Source organism: Streptomyces sp. NPDC005799 (genome assembly GCF_040630525.1).
Lineage (GTDB): Bacteria > Actinomycetota > Actinomycetes > Streptomycetales > Streptomycetaceae > Streptomyces > Streptomyces griseorubiginosus_B.
On the sequence record NZ_JBEXXQ010000005.1, the window covers coordinates 170160 to 186805 of the forward strand.

General features: G+C 69.3%; 12 protein-coding genes. 7 read left to right on the plus strand and 5 right to left on the minus strand.

Annotated features, from left to right (window positions below; all coding sequences use genetic code 11):
• Positions 1-160: 160 nt before the first annotated feature.
• Together ABZ453_RS07440 and ABZ453_RS07445 are read right to left on the minus strand one after the other, a co-directional pair.
• Positions 161-1183 (minus strand): LacI family DNA-binding transcriptional regulator, encoded by a 1023-nt coding sequence (locus ABZ453_RS07440; protein WP_359012479.1) that lies wholly within the window; start codon positions 1181-1183, stop codon positions 161-163.
• Between the two features lie 224 nt (positions 1184-1407).
• Positions 1408-2532, minus strand: coding sequence for a cellulose binding domain-containing protein (locus tag ABZ453_RS07445; protein ID WP_359012481.1), 1125 nt, complete (start codon positions 2530-2532; stop codon positions 1408-1410).
• Between the two features lie 730 nt (positions 2533-3262).
• Here ABZ453_RS07445 and ABZ453_RS07450 point away from each other — a divergent pair.
• From ABZ453_RS07450 to ABZ453_RS07460, 3 genes are all read left to right on the plus strand, one after another.
• Positions 3263-4660 carry an IS1380 family transposase gene (locus tag ABZ453_RS07450; protein ID WP_359012629.1) on the plus strand — a complete coding sequence of 466 codons (1398 nt, stop codon included), beginning with the start codon at positions 3263-3265 and terminating at the stop codon, positions 4658-4660.
• Between the two features lie 289 nt (positions 4661-4949).
• Positions 4950-6710 (plus strand): glycoside hydrolase family 6 protein, encoded by a 1761-nt coding sequence (locus tag ABZ453_RS07455; protein WP_359012483.1) that lies wholly within the window; start codon positions 4950-4952, stop codon positions 6708-6710.
• A gap of 412 nt (positions 6711-7122) precedes the next feature.
• On the plus strand, positions 7123-7974 hold the full coding sequence (locus tag ABZ453_RS07460) for a hypothetical protein (protein WP_359012485.1): 852 nt from the start codon (positions 7123-7125) through the stop codon (positions 7972-7974).
• Here the strand turns inward: ABZ453_RS07460 and ABZ453_RS07465 are convergent.
• Complete coding sequence (locus ABZ453_RS07465; RefSeq protein ID WP_359012487.1) at positions 7956-8501, minus strand: hypothetical protein; 546 nt, start codon at positions 8499-8501, stop codon at positions 7956-7958. The genes ABZ453_RS07460 and ABZ453_RS07465 overlap by 19 nt on opposite strands.
• Positions 8502-9019: 518 nt before the next feature.
• Here ABZ453_RS07465 and ABZ453_RS07470 point away from each other — a divergent pair.
• Together ABZ453_RS07470 and ABZ453_RS07475 are read left to right on the plus strand one after the other, a co-directional pair.
• Positions 9020-11473, plus strand: a complete 2454-nt coding sequence (locus ABZ453_RS07470) for a SpoIIE family protein phosphatase (RefSeq protein WP_359012489.1) — start codon at positions 9020-9022, stop codon at positions 11471-11473.
• A gap of 82 nt (positions 11474-11555) precedes the next feature.
• Positions 11556-11729 carry a hypothetical protein gene (locus ABZ453_RS07475; protein WP_359012631.1) on the plus strand — a complete coding sequence of 58 codons (174 nt, stop codon included), beginning with the start codon at positions 11556-11558 and terminating at the stop codon, positions 11727-11729.
• A 48-nt stretch (positions 11730-11777) separates the two neighbouring features.
• On the opposite strand, the gene mgrA is transcribed toward ABZ453_RS07475, so the two are convergent.
• Positions 11778-12821 carry an L-glyceraldehyde 3-phosphate reductase gene (gene mgrA, locus ABZ453_RS07480; RefSeq protein ID WP_359012491.1) on the minus strand — a complete coding sequence of 348 codons (1044 nt, stop codon included), beginning with the start codon at positions 12819-12821 and terminating at the stop codon, positions 11778-11780.
• A 221-nt stretch (positions 12822-13042) separates the two neighbouring features.
• Between mgrA and ABZ453_RS07485 the strand changes: the two genes are divergently transcribed.
• Positions 13043-13999, plus strand: coding sequence for an expansin EXLX1 family cellulose-binding protein (locus tag ABZ453_RS07485; protein ID WP_359012493.1), 957 nt, complete (start codon positions 13043-13045; stop codon positions 13997-13999).
• 15 nt (positions 14000-14014) lie between these two features.
• On the opposite strand, the gene ABZ453_RS07490 is transcribed toward ABZ453_RS07485, so the two are convergent.
• Positions 14015-15064 (minus strand): LacI family DNA-binding transcriptional regulator, encoded by a 1050-nt coding sequence (locus ABZ453_RS07490; protein ID WP_359012495.1) that lies wholly within the window; start codon positions 15062-15064, stop codon positions 14015-14017.
• 158 nt (positions 15065-15222) lie between these two features.
• On the opposite strand from ABZ453_RS07490, the gene ABZ453_RS07495 reads away from it, so the two are divergent.
• Complete coding sequence (locus ABZ453_RS07495) at positions 15223-16539, plus strand: ferredoxin reductase family protein (RefSeq protein ID WP_359012633.1); 1317 nt, start codon at positions 15223-15225, stop codon at positions 16537-16539.
• The last annotated feature ends 107 nt before the right edge of the window (positions 16540-16646 follow it).

The following is a 16646-nucleotide window of genomic DNA, read 5'->3' on the forward strand; positions in this document are numbered from 1 at the left end:
GCGGGCACCCCTGAACGGGAGTTGGAACCGTTTGCGCTTCGCGGCAAGGACTGTCCGGAGCAACGCCGGTCGTCGCAGTCCGTCGAAGCGCTTGCGTCGAATCGGTTCGCCCTGCATGCGCCGGACGTCAGAGCCTTCGGCCTGCCGGGACCCGACGCCGTCAGGCCGATTCGCGGACGACGAGTTCGGTACGGAGGATGACCTGCCGCCATGCCACGAACGGCTCCTCCATCTCCTCCAGGAGCAGCCTGATCATGGCCCGCCCCATCTCCCCCAAGGGCTGACGCACCGTGGTCAGCCGTGGCTCGGTGCACTGAGCCAGCGGAAAGTCGTCGAACCCGATCACCGCCACGTCGTCGGGCACCCGTCGTCCCGCGATGCGCAGCGCCTGCAGAGCTCCTGCCGCCGTGGTGTCCGACGCCGCGAGGACGCCGTCGATCTCCGGATGGCGTTCCAGGAGTTCCGCCATGGCACGGCGTCCGCTGTCCTCGGTGAAGTCGCTTTCGGCCACCCACGACGGCCCGTTCTCCAGACCGGCCGACACCAGGGCGTCCTGGTAGCCGCGCAACCGGCACTGCGCGACATACATGTCCAGCGGTCCCGTGATGGTGGCGATCGCTCTGCGCCCCTCCTTCAGCAGATACGAGACGGCGCCGCGAGCGCCGCCGACATTGTCCGCGTCCACGTAACTGACGTGCTCGTCGCCCGAGCGGCGCCCCAGCAGCACGGTCGGCAACCGCGCCTCGGCGAGCATGTCCGGCAGCTGATCGCCGGCGTGCACGGACATCATCAGGACTCCGTCGACACGGCCGCCACGCGCGTACTCCAGGAAGCGCCTGCGCTCCTCCTCCGAGCGGACCAGCGTCAGCAGCAGTTGCATACCGGTGTCCGCCAACGCGTCTCCGAGCGAGCTGACGACCTCCGAGAAGAACGGCTCCGCGAACATCCTCCAGTCCGGCTCCGTCAGGACGAGGGCCACGGCGTCGGCGCGCCGCCCGGCCAGCGACCGGGCCGCGAGATTGGGCACGTATCCCAACTCCTCGATCGCGCGCTGCACGGCCCGGCGCGTCGACTCCTTCACGCCGGCCGCGTTGTTGACGACCCGGGAGACCGTACCCCGCCCCACCCCTGCGTGGGCGGCCACCTCCTCCAGCGTCGGCGCCTCAGGGCGTCGCTTGGCCATGACCACCTCCCCCACGAGATCACCGATCTTACGACCTCGGGGGACGGGGCATGCGACTGGAGCAGACGATCGGCCGACCCGGCTCGAAGACCGCGAACTCCGGCGAGGTCTCTCGCAGTCGGGCGGCCGGCGAGTCTCGGCCCAGCTTCGACAGGACGACAGCCCGTATCGACTCGGTGGGCGATCGAGAGGGCACAGGACCGTGCGGGTGGCCTCCGGCGCCTTCAGCCGGTGGTGCAGGACGTGCCGTTGAGAGTGAAGCCGGCCGGTTTGGAGAAGGCGCCGTCGTAGGTGCCCTGGAATCCGAAGGAGACCTGGCCGCCCGGCGGGATGGTCGCGTTGTACGCCATACCGCCGGCCGTCATCGCTCCGGACGACGCGGAGAGGTCGGCGCTCCAGGCACTCGTGATCCTCTGTCCGGAGGGCAGCGTGAACCCGAGTTTCCAGTTGTCGACGGGGGACGTACCCGCGTTGGTCACGGTGACGTCGGCAGTGAAACCGCCCTGCCACACGTTCGTGCCGTAGGCCACCTTGCAGGCAGAGGAGCCGCCCGGACCGCCAGGCGTGCCCCCGCCGGTGTTCACGCTCGAGGAGAACGACGTCACCGCCAGGCCCACGCCGTTCTGCCACGGCTCGAAGCCTGCCTGAACGCTCGTCAGATACCAGTTGTTCTGCGCCAGTCCACGCGAGATGGCCTGCCGCAGGAAGTCCATCACGTCGAAGCTCCAGCTGCCGATCGCCGACGGCGCGACGAACGACAGCACGTCGTTGGAGCCGTTGTTGCCGGACCACACCTGCCACGAACGCCCGGCGACGGTGGCGGTGCCGACCTGTGAGCCGACCGGCTGCACCGACCCGACGTGGTTGAGCCACACCATGATCTCGGTGCGGTTCACGCCGTCGGTTCGGGGCGTGGGGTCCAGCCAGATGTCGTAGGCGGCGTCGTAGACCGCGTTGTTCACGTAGCTGTAGGAGATGCCGGTGGGCGCGCTCGAGATGGAACTCAGCCGGGCGGGGAGGTTGGTGCCGGGTGAGCAGTTGGTGTAGTGACAGCCGTAGAACACCGACGGGTAGGACTTCGGACCGCCGTTGGTCGGGACCGAGCCGTCGGCCTGGACGATCCGGAAGCCGGAGTCGTTGACGCTGACGCACTGTGTGGCGCTGGTACCCCAGCGGTTGTTCTGGACGACGTAACGGCCCTGGATCGTGGTGGAGCCGAACTGATCGCAGATGGTCGTGTCGGCGTGCGACGGCGGAGCGGTGGCGAGAAGGGCCGTCAGCGCGAGGAGTGCGGTGAGCAGCGCGCCGAGCAGGGCCCGTGCCCTGCCGTGGGGGTTCAAGAGTTGCATGCGGATCCTCCGCCAGAAGGTGGGGGGCGTTGCGAGAGCGCCTCATCCTGGGAGCGCTCCCAAATACGGACTCGCAGGGCTGATGCGATCATCATGCTCCTGACAATGCAGCCGGGCGGCCCCTGGGGGGCCGAGGGCCGCCCGGCTGGGTGACCCCGTCACCCGGCGACGGGGTCGCGCACACGAAGCCTCAGCGGGGGGTCATTCGAGAAGCTCCGCGCACGAGTCCACGGCCGGAGCCATGTCTGCCCGGCCCGGGGTCGCGGCAGCGGCCGCCCAGAGCCGGCGCACGGCTCTGCGTCTGCGTTCGGGATCCATGGTGCTGGTTCCTCCTTGCCGGAGTGCGGCTCGAGGGGGGTCAAGGCATGAACCAGTGGGAGCGCTCCCAATAGTGGGGACGGACGTCGGATAGGTCAAGACGTCAAGAAGTTGAATGACGCGAACTGAACCCGTTGAGAAAAATGAAGCACCGGCCCTGTGCAATCCGTCGCGTTGGCGCTACGGTCCGTTGCACCAGTGGGAGCGATTCCATCACTCGACGCGTCTGTAACGACGCCCCCGAGGCGCACGGAGTCGCTCATGCGACACCCCCGCGTTCAGCAGTCTTAGCCTCGATCCACCGGGCAATGGCCGGTCCAGGGCTTGGACATGAAGACGCGGATGCCCTCTGAGCTGGGACGATGGGACTTCCTAGGGTTCCATGTCCACAGAATCGGAGTGCATCCGCGAGATGCAATCTTCCCATGCGGCTGCGGTGGTGTCCGCCGCGTTCGATGACACGAATCTGGTCGCTTATGCCGGGCTGGTCCCGGTGATGCGGCTGGCCGAACGATGCGGGCTTGCCCGTCTGGTGGCGGACAAGGTGAAGCTTGGCGGGGTGAAGAACGGCGCGGGTGCGGCGGCGGATGCCAAGGTCACCAGCATCGTGGCCGGCATGGTCGCGGGCGCGGACAGCATCGACGACCTCGACGTCCTGCGGCACGGCGCGATGACGGCCCTGTTCGCAGGGGTCCGTGCCCCCTCCACGCTGGGCACGTTCCTGCGTGCGTTCACCCACGGCCACGCCCTCCAACTCCACGCCGTGCACCGCAGGTTCCTGGCCCAACTGGCCGCGCACACCCCGCTGCTGCCCGGCGTGGGCGAGATGGCGTTCATCGATGTCGACTCCACCCACAAACGCGTCTACGGCCGCACCAAGCAGGGCGCCGAGTACGGCCGGTTCAAGGGCATTCGCACCCTGCACCCCCTGCTCGCCACGATCTGCACCCCCACCTCGAGGCCGGTGATCGCCACCATGCGGCTGCGCCGCGGCAAAGCAGCCGACTCCCGCGGCGCCCCGAAGCTGGTCAGCGAGGCCCTGGCCACGGCCCGCGAGGTCGGCTGCACCGGCCTGCGCATCCTGCGCGCGGACGCGCAGTTCTACAACGCCGGTGTGATCGCCGCCTGCCGCCGGGCCGGCGCCCGCTTCTCCATCACCTGCGGCATGAACCCCTCCGTCAAACGGGCCGTCCTGGCCATCGACGAGGCCGCATGGCAGCAGATCACCTACCCCACCGCCGTGCCCGATCCCGACACCGGCGAGCTCATCTTCGACGCAGAGGTCGCCGAGATCCCCGCCTACACCGCGTTCGCGAGCCGGAAGAAGGCCGAGCGCGTCACGGCCCGCCTCATCGTGCGCCGGGTCCGTGACCTGGCCAAACCCGCCGTCGTCGGTGAACAGGGCGAACTCTTCCCCGTCTGGCGCTACCACCCGTTCTTCACCGACAACCCCGCCGAGACCCTCCAGGCCGAGAGGGAACACCGCCGCCACACCGTCGTCGAGCAGGTCATCGCCGACAGCAAAGCCTCCGCCCTGGCCCACCTGCCCTCGGGACACTTCCATGCCAACGCGGCCTGGCTGGTCCTGTGGGCGATGGCCTACAACCTGCTGCGGGCCACCGGCGCCCTGACCTCGGCCTTCCATGCCAAGGCCACCACCGCCACCTTGCGCGCCCACCTTGTCCGTGTCCCGGCCAGGATCGCCCGCTCCGCCCGGCGCCTCACCCTGCACCTGCCGAGCAACTGGCCCTGGCAGCATGCCTGGACGCACCTGTTCGACACCGTCCATGGCCCGCCCGAAGCAGCCTGACGCCCCCGACCACCCCGCCCGCCAGGGCCCGACCGGAGCCGCATGCGTGGAAGAGCTGGGCAGACCAGCGGATACCCCCCTGCCCAGTCACGGCCACCGCTCCACACCCGGCCCACAAGCCCCTCAGAAGATCACCCGCGAGCCACGTCGGTGGATCGAGGCTTAGGCAGCTGCCACGCGCTTTCGCCCCGGGGCGCCCCTGAGTTCTCAGCGAACGTCAGGGACCTGAGTGACCACGTACCTGTGCTCAGGCAGTGAACAACCCCCGAAGCAGAAGGAACCCGCACTCATGAGTCGTACCAGAATGTCGCTCGTCGCCGCGCTGGCGCTGGCCGCCGGCACCTCAGGGATGGCACTTCTCACGTCTCCCGCCGGTGCCGCCACCGCCTCGGTCCCCTGCACGGTGGACTACAAGGTGCAGAACCAGTGGGACACCGGCTTCACCACCGCCGTCACGATCACCAACAACGCGGCGGCCAAATCGAGTTGGACCCTGAAGTGGTCGTACGCCGGTGATCAGAAGGTCACCAGCGGCTGGAACGCGAAGATCACCCAGAGCGGTGCCGGCGTCACCGCCGCCAACGAGAGCTACAACGGCGCGCTCGCCAACGGCGGTTCGGTGAGCTTCGGCTTCAACGGCTCCTACAGCGGCACCAACGCCGTGCCCACCACCTTCACCCTCGACGGGGTCACCTGCAATGTCGACGACGGCAGCGGATCGGGCGGGGGCACCGGTGGCGGCACAGGCGGCGGTACCGGTGGCGGCACAGGCGGCGGTACCGGTGGCGGCACAGGCAGCCGGGTCGACAATCCCTATGTGGGGGCCAAGGGATATGTGAACCCCGAGTGGTCGGCCGAGGCCGCCGCCGAGCCGGGCGGCAGCCGTGTGGCCCAGCAGTCCACCGCCGTCTGGCTCGACCGCATCGCCGCGATCAACGGCGTGAACGGCGGCATGGGTCTGCGCGCGCACCTCGACGAGGCACTGAGGCAGAAGGGCTCCGGTGACCTGGTCATCGAGCTGGTGATCTATGACCTGCCCGGCCGTGACTGCGCCGCCCTCGCCTCCAACGGCGAACTCGGTCCGAACGACATCGACAGGTACAAGAGCCAGTACATCGACCCCATCGCCTCGATCCTCTCCGATCCGAAGTACGCGGCTCTGCGGATCGCCACCGTCATCGAGCCCGACTCGCTGCCCAACCTGGTCACCAACGCCGGTGGCACCAACAGCACAACCGCGGCATGCGTCACCATGAAGAACAACGGCAACTACGAGAAGGGCGTCTCCTACGCCCTGGACAAGCTCGGCGCCATTCCGAACGTCTACAACTACATCGACGCCGGCCACCACGGCTGGCTCGGCTGGGACAGCAACCTCGGCCCGGCCGTGCAGGAGTTCGCCAAGGTCGCCACGACCAACGGCGCGAGCGTGAACGACGTGGCGGGGTTCATCACCAACACCGCCAACTACAGCCCCGTCAAGGAGCCCAACTTCAAGATCACCGACACGGTGAACGGCCAGACCGTCCGCCAGTCGAAGTGGGTCGACTGGAACCAGTACGTGGACGAGCAGTCGTACGCGCTCGCCCTGCGGGACAAGCTGGTCGCCGCCGGGTTCAACTCCGGCCTGGGCATGCTGATCGACACCTCCCGCAACGGCTGGGGCGGCTCCGCCCGGCCCACCGGCCCCGGCCCCACGACCTCCGTCGACGACTACGTCAACGGCAGTCGCATCGACCGGCGCATTCACGCCGGCAACTGGTGCAACCAGAGCGGCGCCGGACTCGGTGAACGACCCACGGCAGCCCCGGCCGCCGGGATCGACGCCTACGTGTGGGTCAAGCCGCCGGGCGAGTCCGACGGCTCCAGCACCGCCGTGCCCAACGACGAGGGCAAGGGCTTCGACCGCATGTGCGACCCCACCTACGGCGGCAACGTGCTCAACGGCAACAACCCCACCGGCGCCCTGGCGAACGCGCCACTGGCCGGACACTGGTTCTCCGCCCAGTTCCGGCAACTGATGCAGAACGCCTACCCGCCGCTGCCATAGCCACCTGACGCGGTGCGCCCGCCGGGCGGTCTCTCGGGAGGACCGGCCCGGCGGGTCGTCCGCTGCGTCCCGTTTCCCGCCGACTCCGCGAGCGGCTCCCCCACGGGACGCCGGCTTCCGCACCTGGCCGTACAACGCTCCGGCACCCGCGTCCAGGGGGTGCCGGAGCGCGCTGATGAGGGGAAGGAGCCGTGCCCCCCACACAGTCCGCAATCCCCCCGCTGCCGTTCCGAGGCCAGCGACAGACATCAGTGGTGAACTCCGTGATTCCACCGATGCGGACACCCGGACCCCGCCACGTACCGTTCGCAGACGAGACCGGCGTGCTGCACGAGACCCGTGTGCCGCACGCGCTCGGCCGGCCCGCTCGGAGACCTCCGGCGGGTGCACCATCGACCTGGCGGGGAATCACATGCGTACACGTGCCATATCGATCGTCCTTCCCAGCGCCGTCGCTCTGTCCGCGATCTGCTTCCCGCTAGCCGCGCAGGCGGCGGAACGTACGGACGCGACAGCGAAGCTCCGCTCCTTCACCGCGCACTCCGTTCGCCCCGAGACCTCGCTGGGCAACATCAGTTTCACCCACGCTGTCATCAACGACGGTAAGGACATCGTTCTGGGCACCACGACCAGAAAATCCGTCACCGTGACCTACACGGCGACCAGTTCGAGCGGCGTCGCCCTCACGGAAGCCTTTCTGTGGCAGGGCACCGACAGCTCGAGCACGGACACCATCACCGGCTCCCTGGGCACCGACGACGACCCCGTCTGCACCGAGTCGACGACGCAGACCGGCGTCTACGCCTGCAAGGCGGTCTTCCCCATCAACGCCGCGTCGGACCTGAAGAACAACGGTGTCGCGGGCACCTGGAAACTGTTCCTGGGCGGATACGACCTCTACGCGAACGCCAGCTACAACGACGACGTCGCCACCACCCGGATCAAGAAGGCGTCCACGCTGACCGCCGACGCCGCCCCGGAGCCCGTGAAGAAGGGCAGGACCATCACGGTCACCGGTCGCCTCAAGCGCGCCAACTGGAACAACGGCACGTACGCCGGTTACACGGGTCAGCCGGTGCTGCTGCAGTACCGCAAGAAGGGAAGCAACACCTACACCACCCTCAAGAAGGTCACGAGCGGGACCGGCGGCGCGCTGAAGGCCACCACCCTCGCCAAGGCCGACGGGTACTACCGCTTCGCCTTCGCCACCAACCCCACCACCGGCGCCTCGACGGCGGCCGGCGACTACGTCGACGTCCGGTAGGTGTACCCTGCCTTGTCTGCCGCTGCCGCTGACGCGTCAGCTGGGTCATCGGTGGGATGTTCCAGGAGTCGGCGAGCTTCGGCGTGGACTTCCGCGTCGACCTGTTCCCGTGTCGGGTCCTCGCATTCGAGGAAGTCGTACTCGTCGTCCAGCTGGGCGAGCCGCTCAACCGAGGCCAGTGTGTGTCCGAAGCGCTGGTGGATCCGGAAGACCAGTTCCCGAGGCGTCAGTTCGCCGGCGAGCATACGCCGGGCGAGTGCCCGTGCCGCGGCCTCCTGTCCGGCAACGCTGTCCCTCGAGTACAGGCTGAGACCGAGTTCGTCGAGCGCCGGGGGCAGGAGATCCGGGACGTCGTAATCTGCCTCGGCGCGTGTGCATGCGGCGAGAATGCGCAAGGCCGGGCTGTCGAGTCCGGCGACGAGCGCGTCACAGGCTGCCGTGACGACGTCGCCGGCACCGATCTCCCTGACACTCCACAGGGCGGCCTGGTCCTGCAGAGTTCTCGCTGCCGCTTCAGCCGGAGTCATCCGTTCATCATCCAAGTACCGGACGTCCCCGGTCGAAGGGTTTTCACCCGAACACGACCCGTTGGCCCGGCGGTCCCCACCTCCCCAGGCGATCCGGGCCGGGGTGCGGATCGGACCTGATCGGTCGGCGCCGCCCAAGCCAGGCCGGTCGAGATGAGGAACGCTGTTCCGTCGGCGTCGGTACAGCCGCCCAGCGCCTCGCCTCGATCACGTCACACACCGCAGCCGTGCTCATACGGCCCGACACCGACGACAAGGGCCTGACGGAGCCCTTGTCGTCGGAAGCGCGGCCCGGGGGCGCCCGCATGGCGTCGGTCGGATGCCTGGCAGCGGCCGTCGGATCGTACGCGGGGAGCCCCTGCCGAGCGTAGTCAGGCCGCGGCACCGCGACCGGCTTGCGCGGCCCGTTCGGACCGGTCGGAACGCCGTGCGGCAAGAGTGCCTCTAGGCTGGAAAACGGCCTCTGGAGACGAGCCCTCGCGGGCACCACGGTCCGGACGGAGGTGTGGCGCGTGGACATGGCCGACCCACAGGACGCTCCGACTGCCGTCGTCATGGTCGACCCGGACGGCCGGGTGAGCGGCTGGAGCGAAGGAGCGCTTCACCTGCTGGGCTGGACGGCCGAGGACACCGTCGGACGGCCCGTGACGGACCTGCTGGCCGGCTCTCCGCCAGCCGGTCTCCTCGGCAGTCCCGGCACCGGCGCCACCCCCTCCGGTCCCATCACCCTGCGTCACCGGGACGGCGCGTCGGTGGACGCCGTGGTGACGGTCCAGCCGCTGCTCGGCTCTCACGGGCAGGCGCAGGGCCGGGTGATGACCGTGCAGCGGTGGGACCGGCGGCCGGTCATCGTCGACCGGGCCTTCGAGCAGTGCCCCTTCGCTCTGGGCGCCTACGACCCCGAACTACGGTTCCTGTGGATCAACGCCTCCTCGGGCCGGGTCATCGCCCACTCCGAGGAACAGGTGGTCGGCAAGAAGTACCGCGAGGTGCTTCCCGAATTCGACCGTTCGCTGTTTCCCGAACGGGACGACAAGCCCTATACCGACAAGCTCGCCGAGGTGGCCAGGACGGGCCGGCCCGCCCGCCTGATCACCGTCTTCCGTCCACTGGGCAGCAACTACGCCAATGCCTGGGCCACCAGTATCTGGCCCGTCCGGGATGCCGAGGGCAAGGTCCGCGCGGTCGCCAACTGGGGATTCGACATGAGCGCCGAGTACTGGGCCCGGCAACGGCTGCTCATGCTCAACGAAGCCGGCCGGGACATCGGCCGGACGCTCGACGTGATCGGAACGGCCCAGGAGTTGGCGAGGAGCTCCGTGCCCCGTTTCACGGACCTCGTGACCGTGGACCTGTTCGACGAGGTGCTGCGCGGAGAGGAACCGCCCTCCGCATCGCTGATCACCAGCGGGGAGAGCCTCACGCTCAGCCGTGCCGTCCGGCACAGTGCCGGGGACGGCAGGGATGGGCACATCGGACCTCCGACACCCATCACCCTCGCCCCCGACTCCGTCGCCGCCCGCTGCATGGCCGCGGGCACCTCCCAGGTCGAGCTCGCCGGCGAGCCCGGTCCGGGCGGCGAATGGGCCTTCGGGCCCGGTCTCGCCGCCGACCCGGCCCACTGGCCGCCGGGCAATCCGCTGATCGACGCCTCTCTCGCCGAGAACGGACTGACCGGTCGGATCACGGTGCCGCTGCGTGCGCGCGGGGCACTGCTCGGAGTGGTGACGTTCTCCCGCACGGACCGGCCGGAGGCGTTCACCGCGGACGACCTGATCCTGGCCGAAGAGCTGACGGCCAAGGCAGCGGTCGCCATCGACAACGCCCGCCGGTACTCACGCGAGCGCACCACCGCACTGACGCTGCAACGCAGCCTGCTGCCGCAGGGGTTGCCCAACCAGGAGGCGGTCGAGGTCGCATCGCGCTACCTTCCCGCGGGCACCGGCGCGGAAGTCGGCGGTGACTGGTTCGACGTCATCCCCCTGTCCGGAGCCAGGGTCGCGCTGATCGTCGGCGATGTCGTTGGCCACGGCCTGCACGCCTCGGCCAGCATGGGCAGACTCCGCACAGCGGTCCGCACCCTGGCCGACGTCGACCTGCCGCCCGACGAGCTGCTGACCCACCTCGACGACCTGGTCCTCCACCTGGCCAGCGACCTCCAGCCGACCAGTCACTTCCAGACGACCGGGGAGACGGGCGCCACCTGTCTGTACACCGTCTACGATCCGGTCACCCGCCGGCTGACGCTGGCCAGCGCGGGACATCCGCTTCCGCTGGTCCTCTCCCCGGACGGGACCAGGACCACCGTCTCCGCGCAACCGGGCCCTCCGCTGGGCATCGGCGGGCTGCCGTTCGAGGCGACCGAGATCGAGCTGCCCGAGGGCAGCCTGCTCGCCCTCTACACCGACGGGCTGGTCGAAAGCCGCGTGCGCGACGTCGACCAGGGGATCGACGAGCTGTTGCGGGTTCTGGACCCCTCGGCGTGCTCTCTCGAAGCCCTGTGTGACACGGTGCTGCACACCACCCTTCCCGACCACCGCACTGACGACGCCGCCGTGCTGCTCGCCCGCACCCGCGCCCTGGATCCCCAGCACGTGGCCGACTGGGATGTCGAGCCGGACTTCGCACAGGTGCCGCGCGTCAGGAAGGTCGCCATCGACCAGGTGGAGGCCTGGGGCCTGGAGGAGGCGGCCTTCGTGACCGAGCTGGTCGTCAGCGAGCTGGTCACCAACGCCATCAGATACGGCGAGCCCCCGATCAGGCTTCGGCTGATCCGTGACACCGCCCTGATCTGCGAGGTCTCGGACTGCAGCAACACCGCCCCGCATCTGCGCCGGGCCCGCGCCTTCGACGAGGGCGGCCGCGGCCTGCTGCTCGTCGCCCAGCTCACCCAGGGGTGGGGCACCCGGCACACCCCCCACGGCAAGACCATCTGGTGCGCGCAGTCCCTCCCCCAGCCCGGATCGGCCTGATGAGACGAACAAGCACTTCGCGGAACAAGGCGAAAGACCACGGGGTGAACGTGGAGCCGCGGAGCGCTGAAGGAGCGAACGCCTGGTCGAACTCGCAGGGCTGGGCAAGGCCCATGCCGGCGGAGACTGGCGCGGCTTCCTCGACGAGATCAAGAAGGAGTGGGATGCCGCGCTGGCGGCGACCGAGGACGGCTCCGAAGAGCGGCGGCACCTGTACCAGGGCCTGGTCGGTCCACGGGCCCGTCAGGAATCCTGACCCGACGGCCATCGGGCCGCCCAGGCCCTGGTGCGGGAGCCGGTAGGGTCAGCCCAGGTTTCCCAGTCGGGCGTCGCGCCAGAGATCCACCCCGCCGTCGGTGGCGTACTTGTCGATCTCGGCCAGTTCCTGGGCGGTGAATTCGAGGTGGTCGAGGGCGGCCACGTTCTGCTCCAGCTGCTCGGTGCTGGAAGCGCCGATGACGAGGGAGGTGACACGCGGGTCGCGCAGGGCCCAGGCCAGGGCCATCTGAGCCAGGGTCTGGCCGCGGCGTCCGGCGATGTCATTGAGGGCATTCAGACGCTCACGCATGTCGTCGGTCAGCCAGGCGGCGTCCAAGGACGTGCCGCGCGACGCGCGCGAACCCTCGGGGATCCCGTCGAGGTAGCGGCCGGTCAGCAGGCCCTGCGCGAGCGCGGTGAAGCCGATGACGCCGAAGCCCTCCTCCTGCGCCGCGTCGAGCAGCCCGTCCGTCTCGATCCAGCGGTTGAGCATGCTGTACGACGGCTGGTGAATGAGGAGCGGAGTGCCCAGGTCCCGGAGGATCGCGGCCGCCTGCCGAGTGCGGTCGGCGTCGTAGGAGGAGATGCCGACGTAGAGGGCCTTGCCCTGACGGACCGCGGTGTCGAGCGCGCCCATCGTCTCCTCGAGGGGCGTGCTCGCGTCCAGCCGGTGGGAGTAGAAGATGTCGACGTAGTCCAGACCCATCCGCTGCAGGGACTGGTCCAGCGAGGCCAGCAGGTACTTCCGCGAGCCACCACCCTGGCCGTAGGGTCCGGGCCACATGTCCCAGCCGGCCTTGGTGGAGATCACGAGCTCGTCGCGGTACGGCGCGAGGTCCTGCTTGAGCAGACGCCCGAAGTTGCGCTCGGCGGAGCCGTAGGGCGGCCCGTAGTTGTTGGCCAGGTCGTGGTGGGTGACCCCGAGGTCGAAGGCGCGCAGGGCGATCTCGCGCTGCACTTCGAAGGGGCGGTCGTCACCGAAGTTGTGCCAGTAGCCGAGGGACAGGACGGGCAGGTCGAGTCCCGAGCGTCCGGTGCGCCGGTAACGCATGGGGCCGTCGTAGCGCTCGGGGTTCGCCACGTGGTTCATCGGATGGTCTCCGGGTGGTGCGATGCGGGATGCCCCGGGGGGCGGGAACCGTGCCCACCTTCCTCCGCCGTGATCGAGAAGTCCAACCCTTCCCGCGCATCGGATTCAGCACCGTCGATTCTGAATCCGCGCAGGCGGGGCGTCCAGGGTCCGGCAACCTTTTCGCCTCGGGCGGTCACTGAAGAGTGCACCATCAGCTCGATCTCCCGAACGGACAGACAATGCAGACAGCGAGGCAGGCCGCGCGGCGGCGCAGGCAAAGACGCAGGCTCGTGCTGGGGGCCACGGTGGGGGTGGGCGTCGCCGGCGTTCTCGCCTACTTCGTCATGGGGCTGGTCCCGGACAGAAAGGCCGATGCGGTCGCCGCCGCGGCCACGCCGGTCGCGACCACTGCGGTCACATCCACCACCACGGCTGAGACCGGCACACCGGACGCGTCGGCCAGTACTGCTTCCCCGACCGGCACGCCCAAGCCGACAGCTTCCGCGGCCACCCCCGCCGCGCGGAAGTCGGTCAAGGTCACCCCGCCGGCACCGCGCAGGACGGCCGCCACTACGTCGTCGGCAGGGCGGATCCAGCCCGGGACCTCCTACAAGGGAGTCGCCACCGCCTACGAGGCCAAGGACGGCGACGGTGCCTGTCTGTTCGGCCCGAGCCCCGACCTCATGATCGCGGCGATGAACACCACCGACTACGAGACGTCCAGGGCGTGCGGCGCGTACGTGCTCGTGCGCGCGGCCAACGGCAGGTCCGTCACCGTACGGATCACCAATGAATGCCCACTGCCCTGCGCTCCCGGGCAACTCGACCTCAGCCAGCAGGCCTTCGCCAAACTCGCCGATCTCCAGGTCGGCCGGCTCGCGATCACCTGGAGCCTGGTGAGCCCCAGCTCGATCGGCAACATCTCCATCCGGTACAAGACGGGGTCCAGCGCCTACTGGTGCGGCATCCAGGTCATCGACCACCGCAACCCGGTGACGGGACTGGAGGTACGGACCGGGAGCGGCTGGCGGCGGCTGCCGCGGACCGGCTACAACTACTTCCTCTCCGCCGACGGCGCCGGATGCGGCAGCTCCATAAGGATCACGGACATCTACGGCCAGCAACTGACCGTCAGCGGCCTCGCCGTGAAGCCGAACGTCGTGCAGCACACCCAGGTGCAGTTCGCCCGCCACTGAGCACGCGGGCCACAGCTACGGTCGTCGCGTATCCCTCGACGGGCGCCGTGTGGACCGGCGAGGGATCAGCACCGGCTGTACGAGCCGACGCCGGTCCACCCCGGCGCGGCCGTTGATGACGGCGATCAGCAGGTCGACCGCCGCGTCGCCGGTGCGGTCCGGGCGGAGGCTGAGCGTGGTGACGGGTGGGGTGGTCGTGGCGTAGTCGGGGTCCTCGCTGACGCAGGCCACCAGCAGATCCCGCGGTACCCGAAGACCGTGGTGGCGCGCGGCGGCCAGGATGTTGTGACCGGAGTCGGAGTAGACGCCGAGGACGGCGTCCGGTCTCGGATCGTGGTCGAGAAGCCGGGCGGCCGCCTCCTGTTCCGCCGTGAAGTAGTCGGGCATCGACGCGTACTCCTCCACCAGGACGGGCACGCCCTGTTCGGCGCACCAGGTCCGGTAGGCGTCGGCGATCAGGTGCGGGTACGCGTCGTCGTGCACGGGCAGGGTGAGCCCGATCCTCCGGGCACCGGAGTCCACGAGGTGGTCGAGCAGGAGCCGCAGACCCGTGTCGTGGTCGGCGTCGACCCACGCGTCGCACCAATGCGCTTCGGGCGGCCGGCCTTCGCAGACCATGGGGATGCCGCGCTCGCGCAGCAGGGAACGTACGTGGTCGTCCGCGCGTGGACCGACGTGGATGACGCCGTCCATCGGGGTGTTCAGCCACATCCACGGCGACATCGAGTTCGGCATCACCTGCAGCAGGTAGCCGCGTTGGTGTGCCGCCGCCATGGCAGCCAGCACCAGGTGTGCGTAGAACGGGATCTCGGTGTAGGGGACGGGCAGGTCGCCGTACGTGGTCATGGTCAGGCCGAGCACCCCGGTGGCACCGCGGGCCAGGGCGCGGGCAGTGCTGGCGGGGGCGTAGCCGAGCTCGCCGGCTGCGGCCAGGACGCGTTGCCTGGTCGCCTCGGAGAGCCGACCGGTGCCGTTGAGCGCGTTGGACACCGTGGCCGTGGACACGCCGGCCCAGGCGGCCACGGCGTCCAGCGTGGGACGTCGCCAGACACGCGAACTCGTCATACGGACCCCACGTTCCCAACTGCCCTGTGACGCCTTGTGGTTAAGAGCTTAATCAGTCAGCGTGCCCGGCGACGGCTCCGGCTGCCGGCGGACGGGGCTCAAGCGTGAACACGTCACCAGGACATGAAGAGGACTCGGTGGAAGCGACATATACGCAGGTGCGGCGAAGCACCACATCTCCGGTCGTGGCGGCGCGTCGGGCGCTGTGGACTTTCGTCGTCGTCAACTTGGTGATCATCGAGGTGCTCTTCCTCACGGCAGGTACCGGTCAGAACGGAGTGCTCACGGTCGCCAAGTTCTTCGGCCTGCACGCCGCCGTACTGATGCTGTTCCAGCTGCTGCTGGTGGCACGGCTGCCGTGGCTCGACCGCCGCATCGGCATGGACCGGTTGACGGTGTGGCACCGATGGGTCGGCTTCACCCTGCTGTGGACCATCCTCGCCCACGCCGTCCTGGTGGTGCTGGGCTTCGCGAAACTGAGTGGCACGTCGGTACCGAAGACGTTCTCCTCGCTGGCCGACGTGCCGGCCTCCCTGCTGGGGATGTGTGCGGCGGCAATCGTCGTGGTGATCGCCGGGGTCTCCGCCCGCTACGTGAGACGGCGGCTGCCCTACGAGGTCTGGCACGGTCTGCACCTGCTGCTGTACGTGGCGTTGGGGCTGGCGTTCGTGCACCAGTTGCGGGAGACCACCACGTTCAAGTCCTCGGCTTTCGCGGAGATCTACTGGTGGGCCTTGTGGCTGTTCGCCTTCGGTGCCCTGATCGCGGGGCGGGTCGTCATGCCTCTGTGGCGCAACGTCCGTCACCGCTTCAAGGTCGCCGCGGTGGTGGTGGAATCCGACAACGTGGTTTCGGTGCACGTCACCGGTCGCCATCTCGACAGACTGCCGGTCCGTGCCGGGCAGTTCTGCATCTGGCGGTTTCCCGGGCACAACCCCTGGTGGCTGGCCAATCCGTTCTCGCTGTCGGCGGCGCCCGACGGCAAGACGTTGCGCCTGACCGCCAAGGCGCTCGGCAGCACCAGCGCCGGACTGCGACACCTCAAGGTCGGCAGCCGCGCCTTCGTCGAGGGCCCGTACGGGGCGTTCACGTCACTGCACCGAACCCGGTCCGATGCGTTGCTGATCGCCGGAGGTGTCGGTATCACGCCCATCCGCGCGCTGCTGGAGGAGGATTCGGCCGGTGATGTCGTCGTGCTGTACCGCGTGCGGAGTGAGAGCGACGCGGTCCTGGTCGACGAGGTGCGTACGCTGGTGGCCCGCCGCGGCGGCCGGCTGCACCTGCTCACTGGCCGGCGGGGCGAGGGGGCGTCGCCCTTCGAGCCGGACGGTCTGCGGGCCCTGGTGCCGGACGTGGCCGAACGCGACGTGTACGTCTGCGGGCCGCCGGCGATGACGTCGACCGTACTCGGTGCGCTGCGCACGCTGGGGGTGTCCCGAGGGCAGGTGCACGCGGAGCGGTTCGGCCTGGCCTGAGACGCGGGCGGGATCCAGGACGTCCCTCGTGTCGACATTTGGTCATGGCGAAGGAGGTGCTGGTGGCGGGGTCGGCATAGCCGTGGCTGCCGCCCCCGCCCACCCAG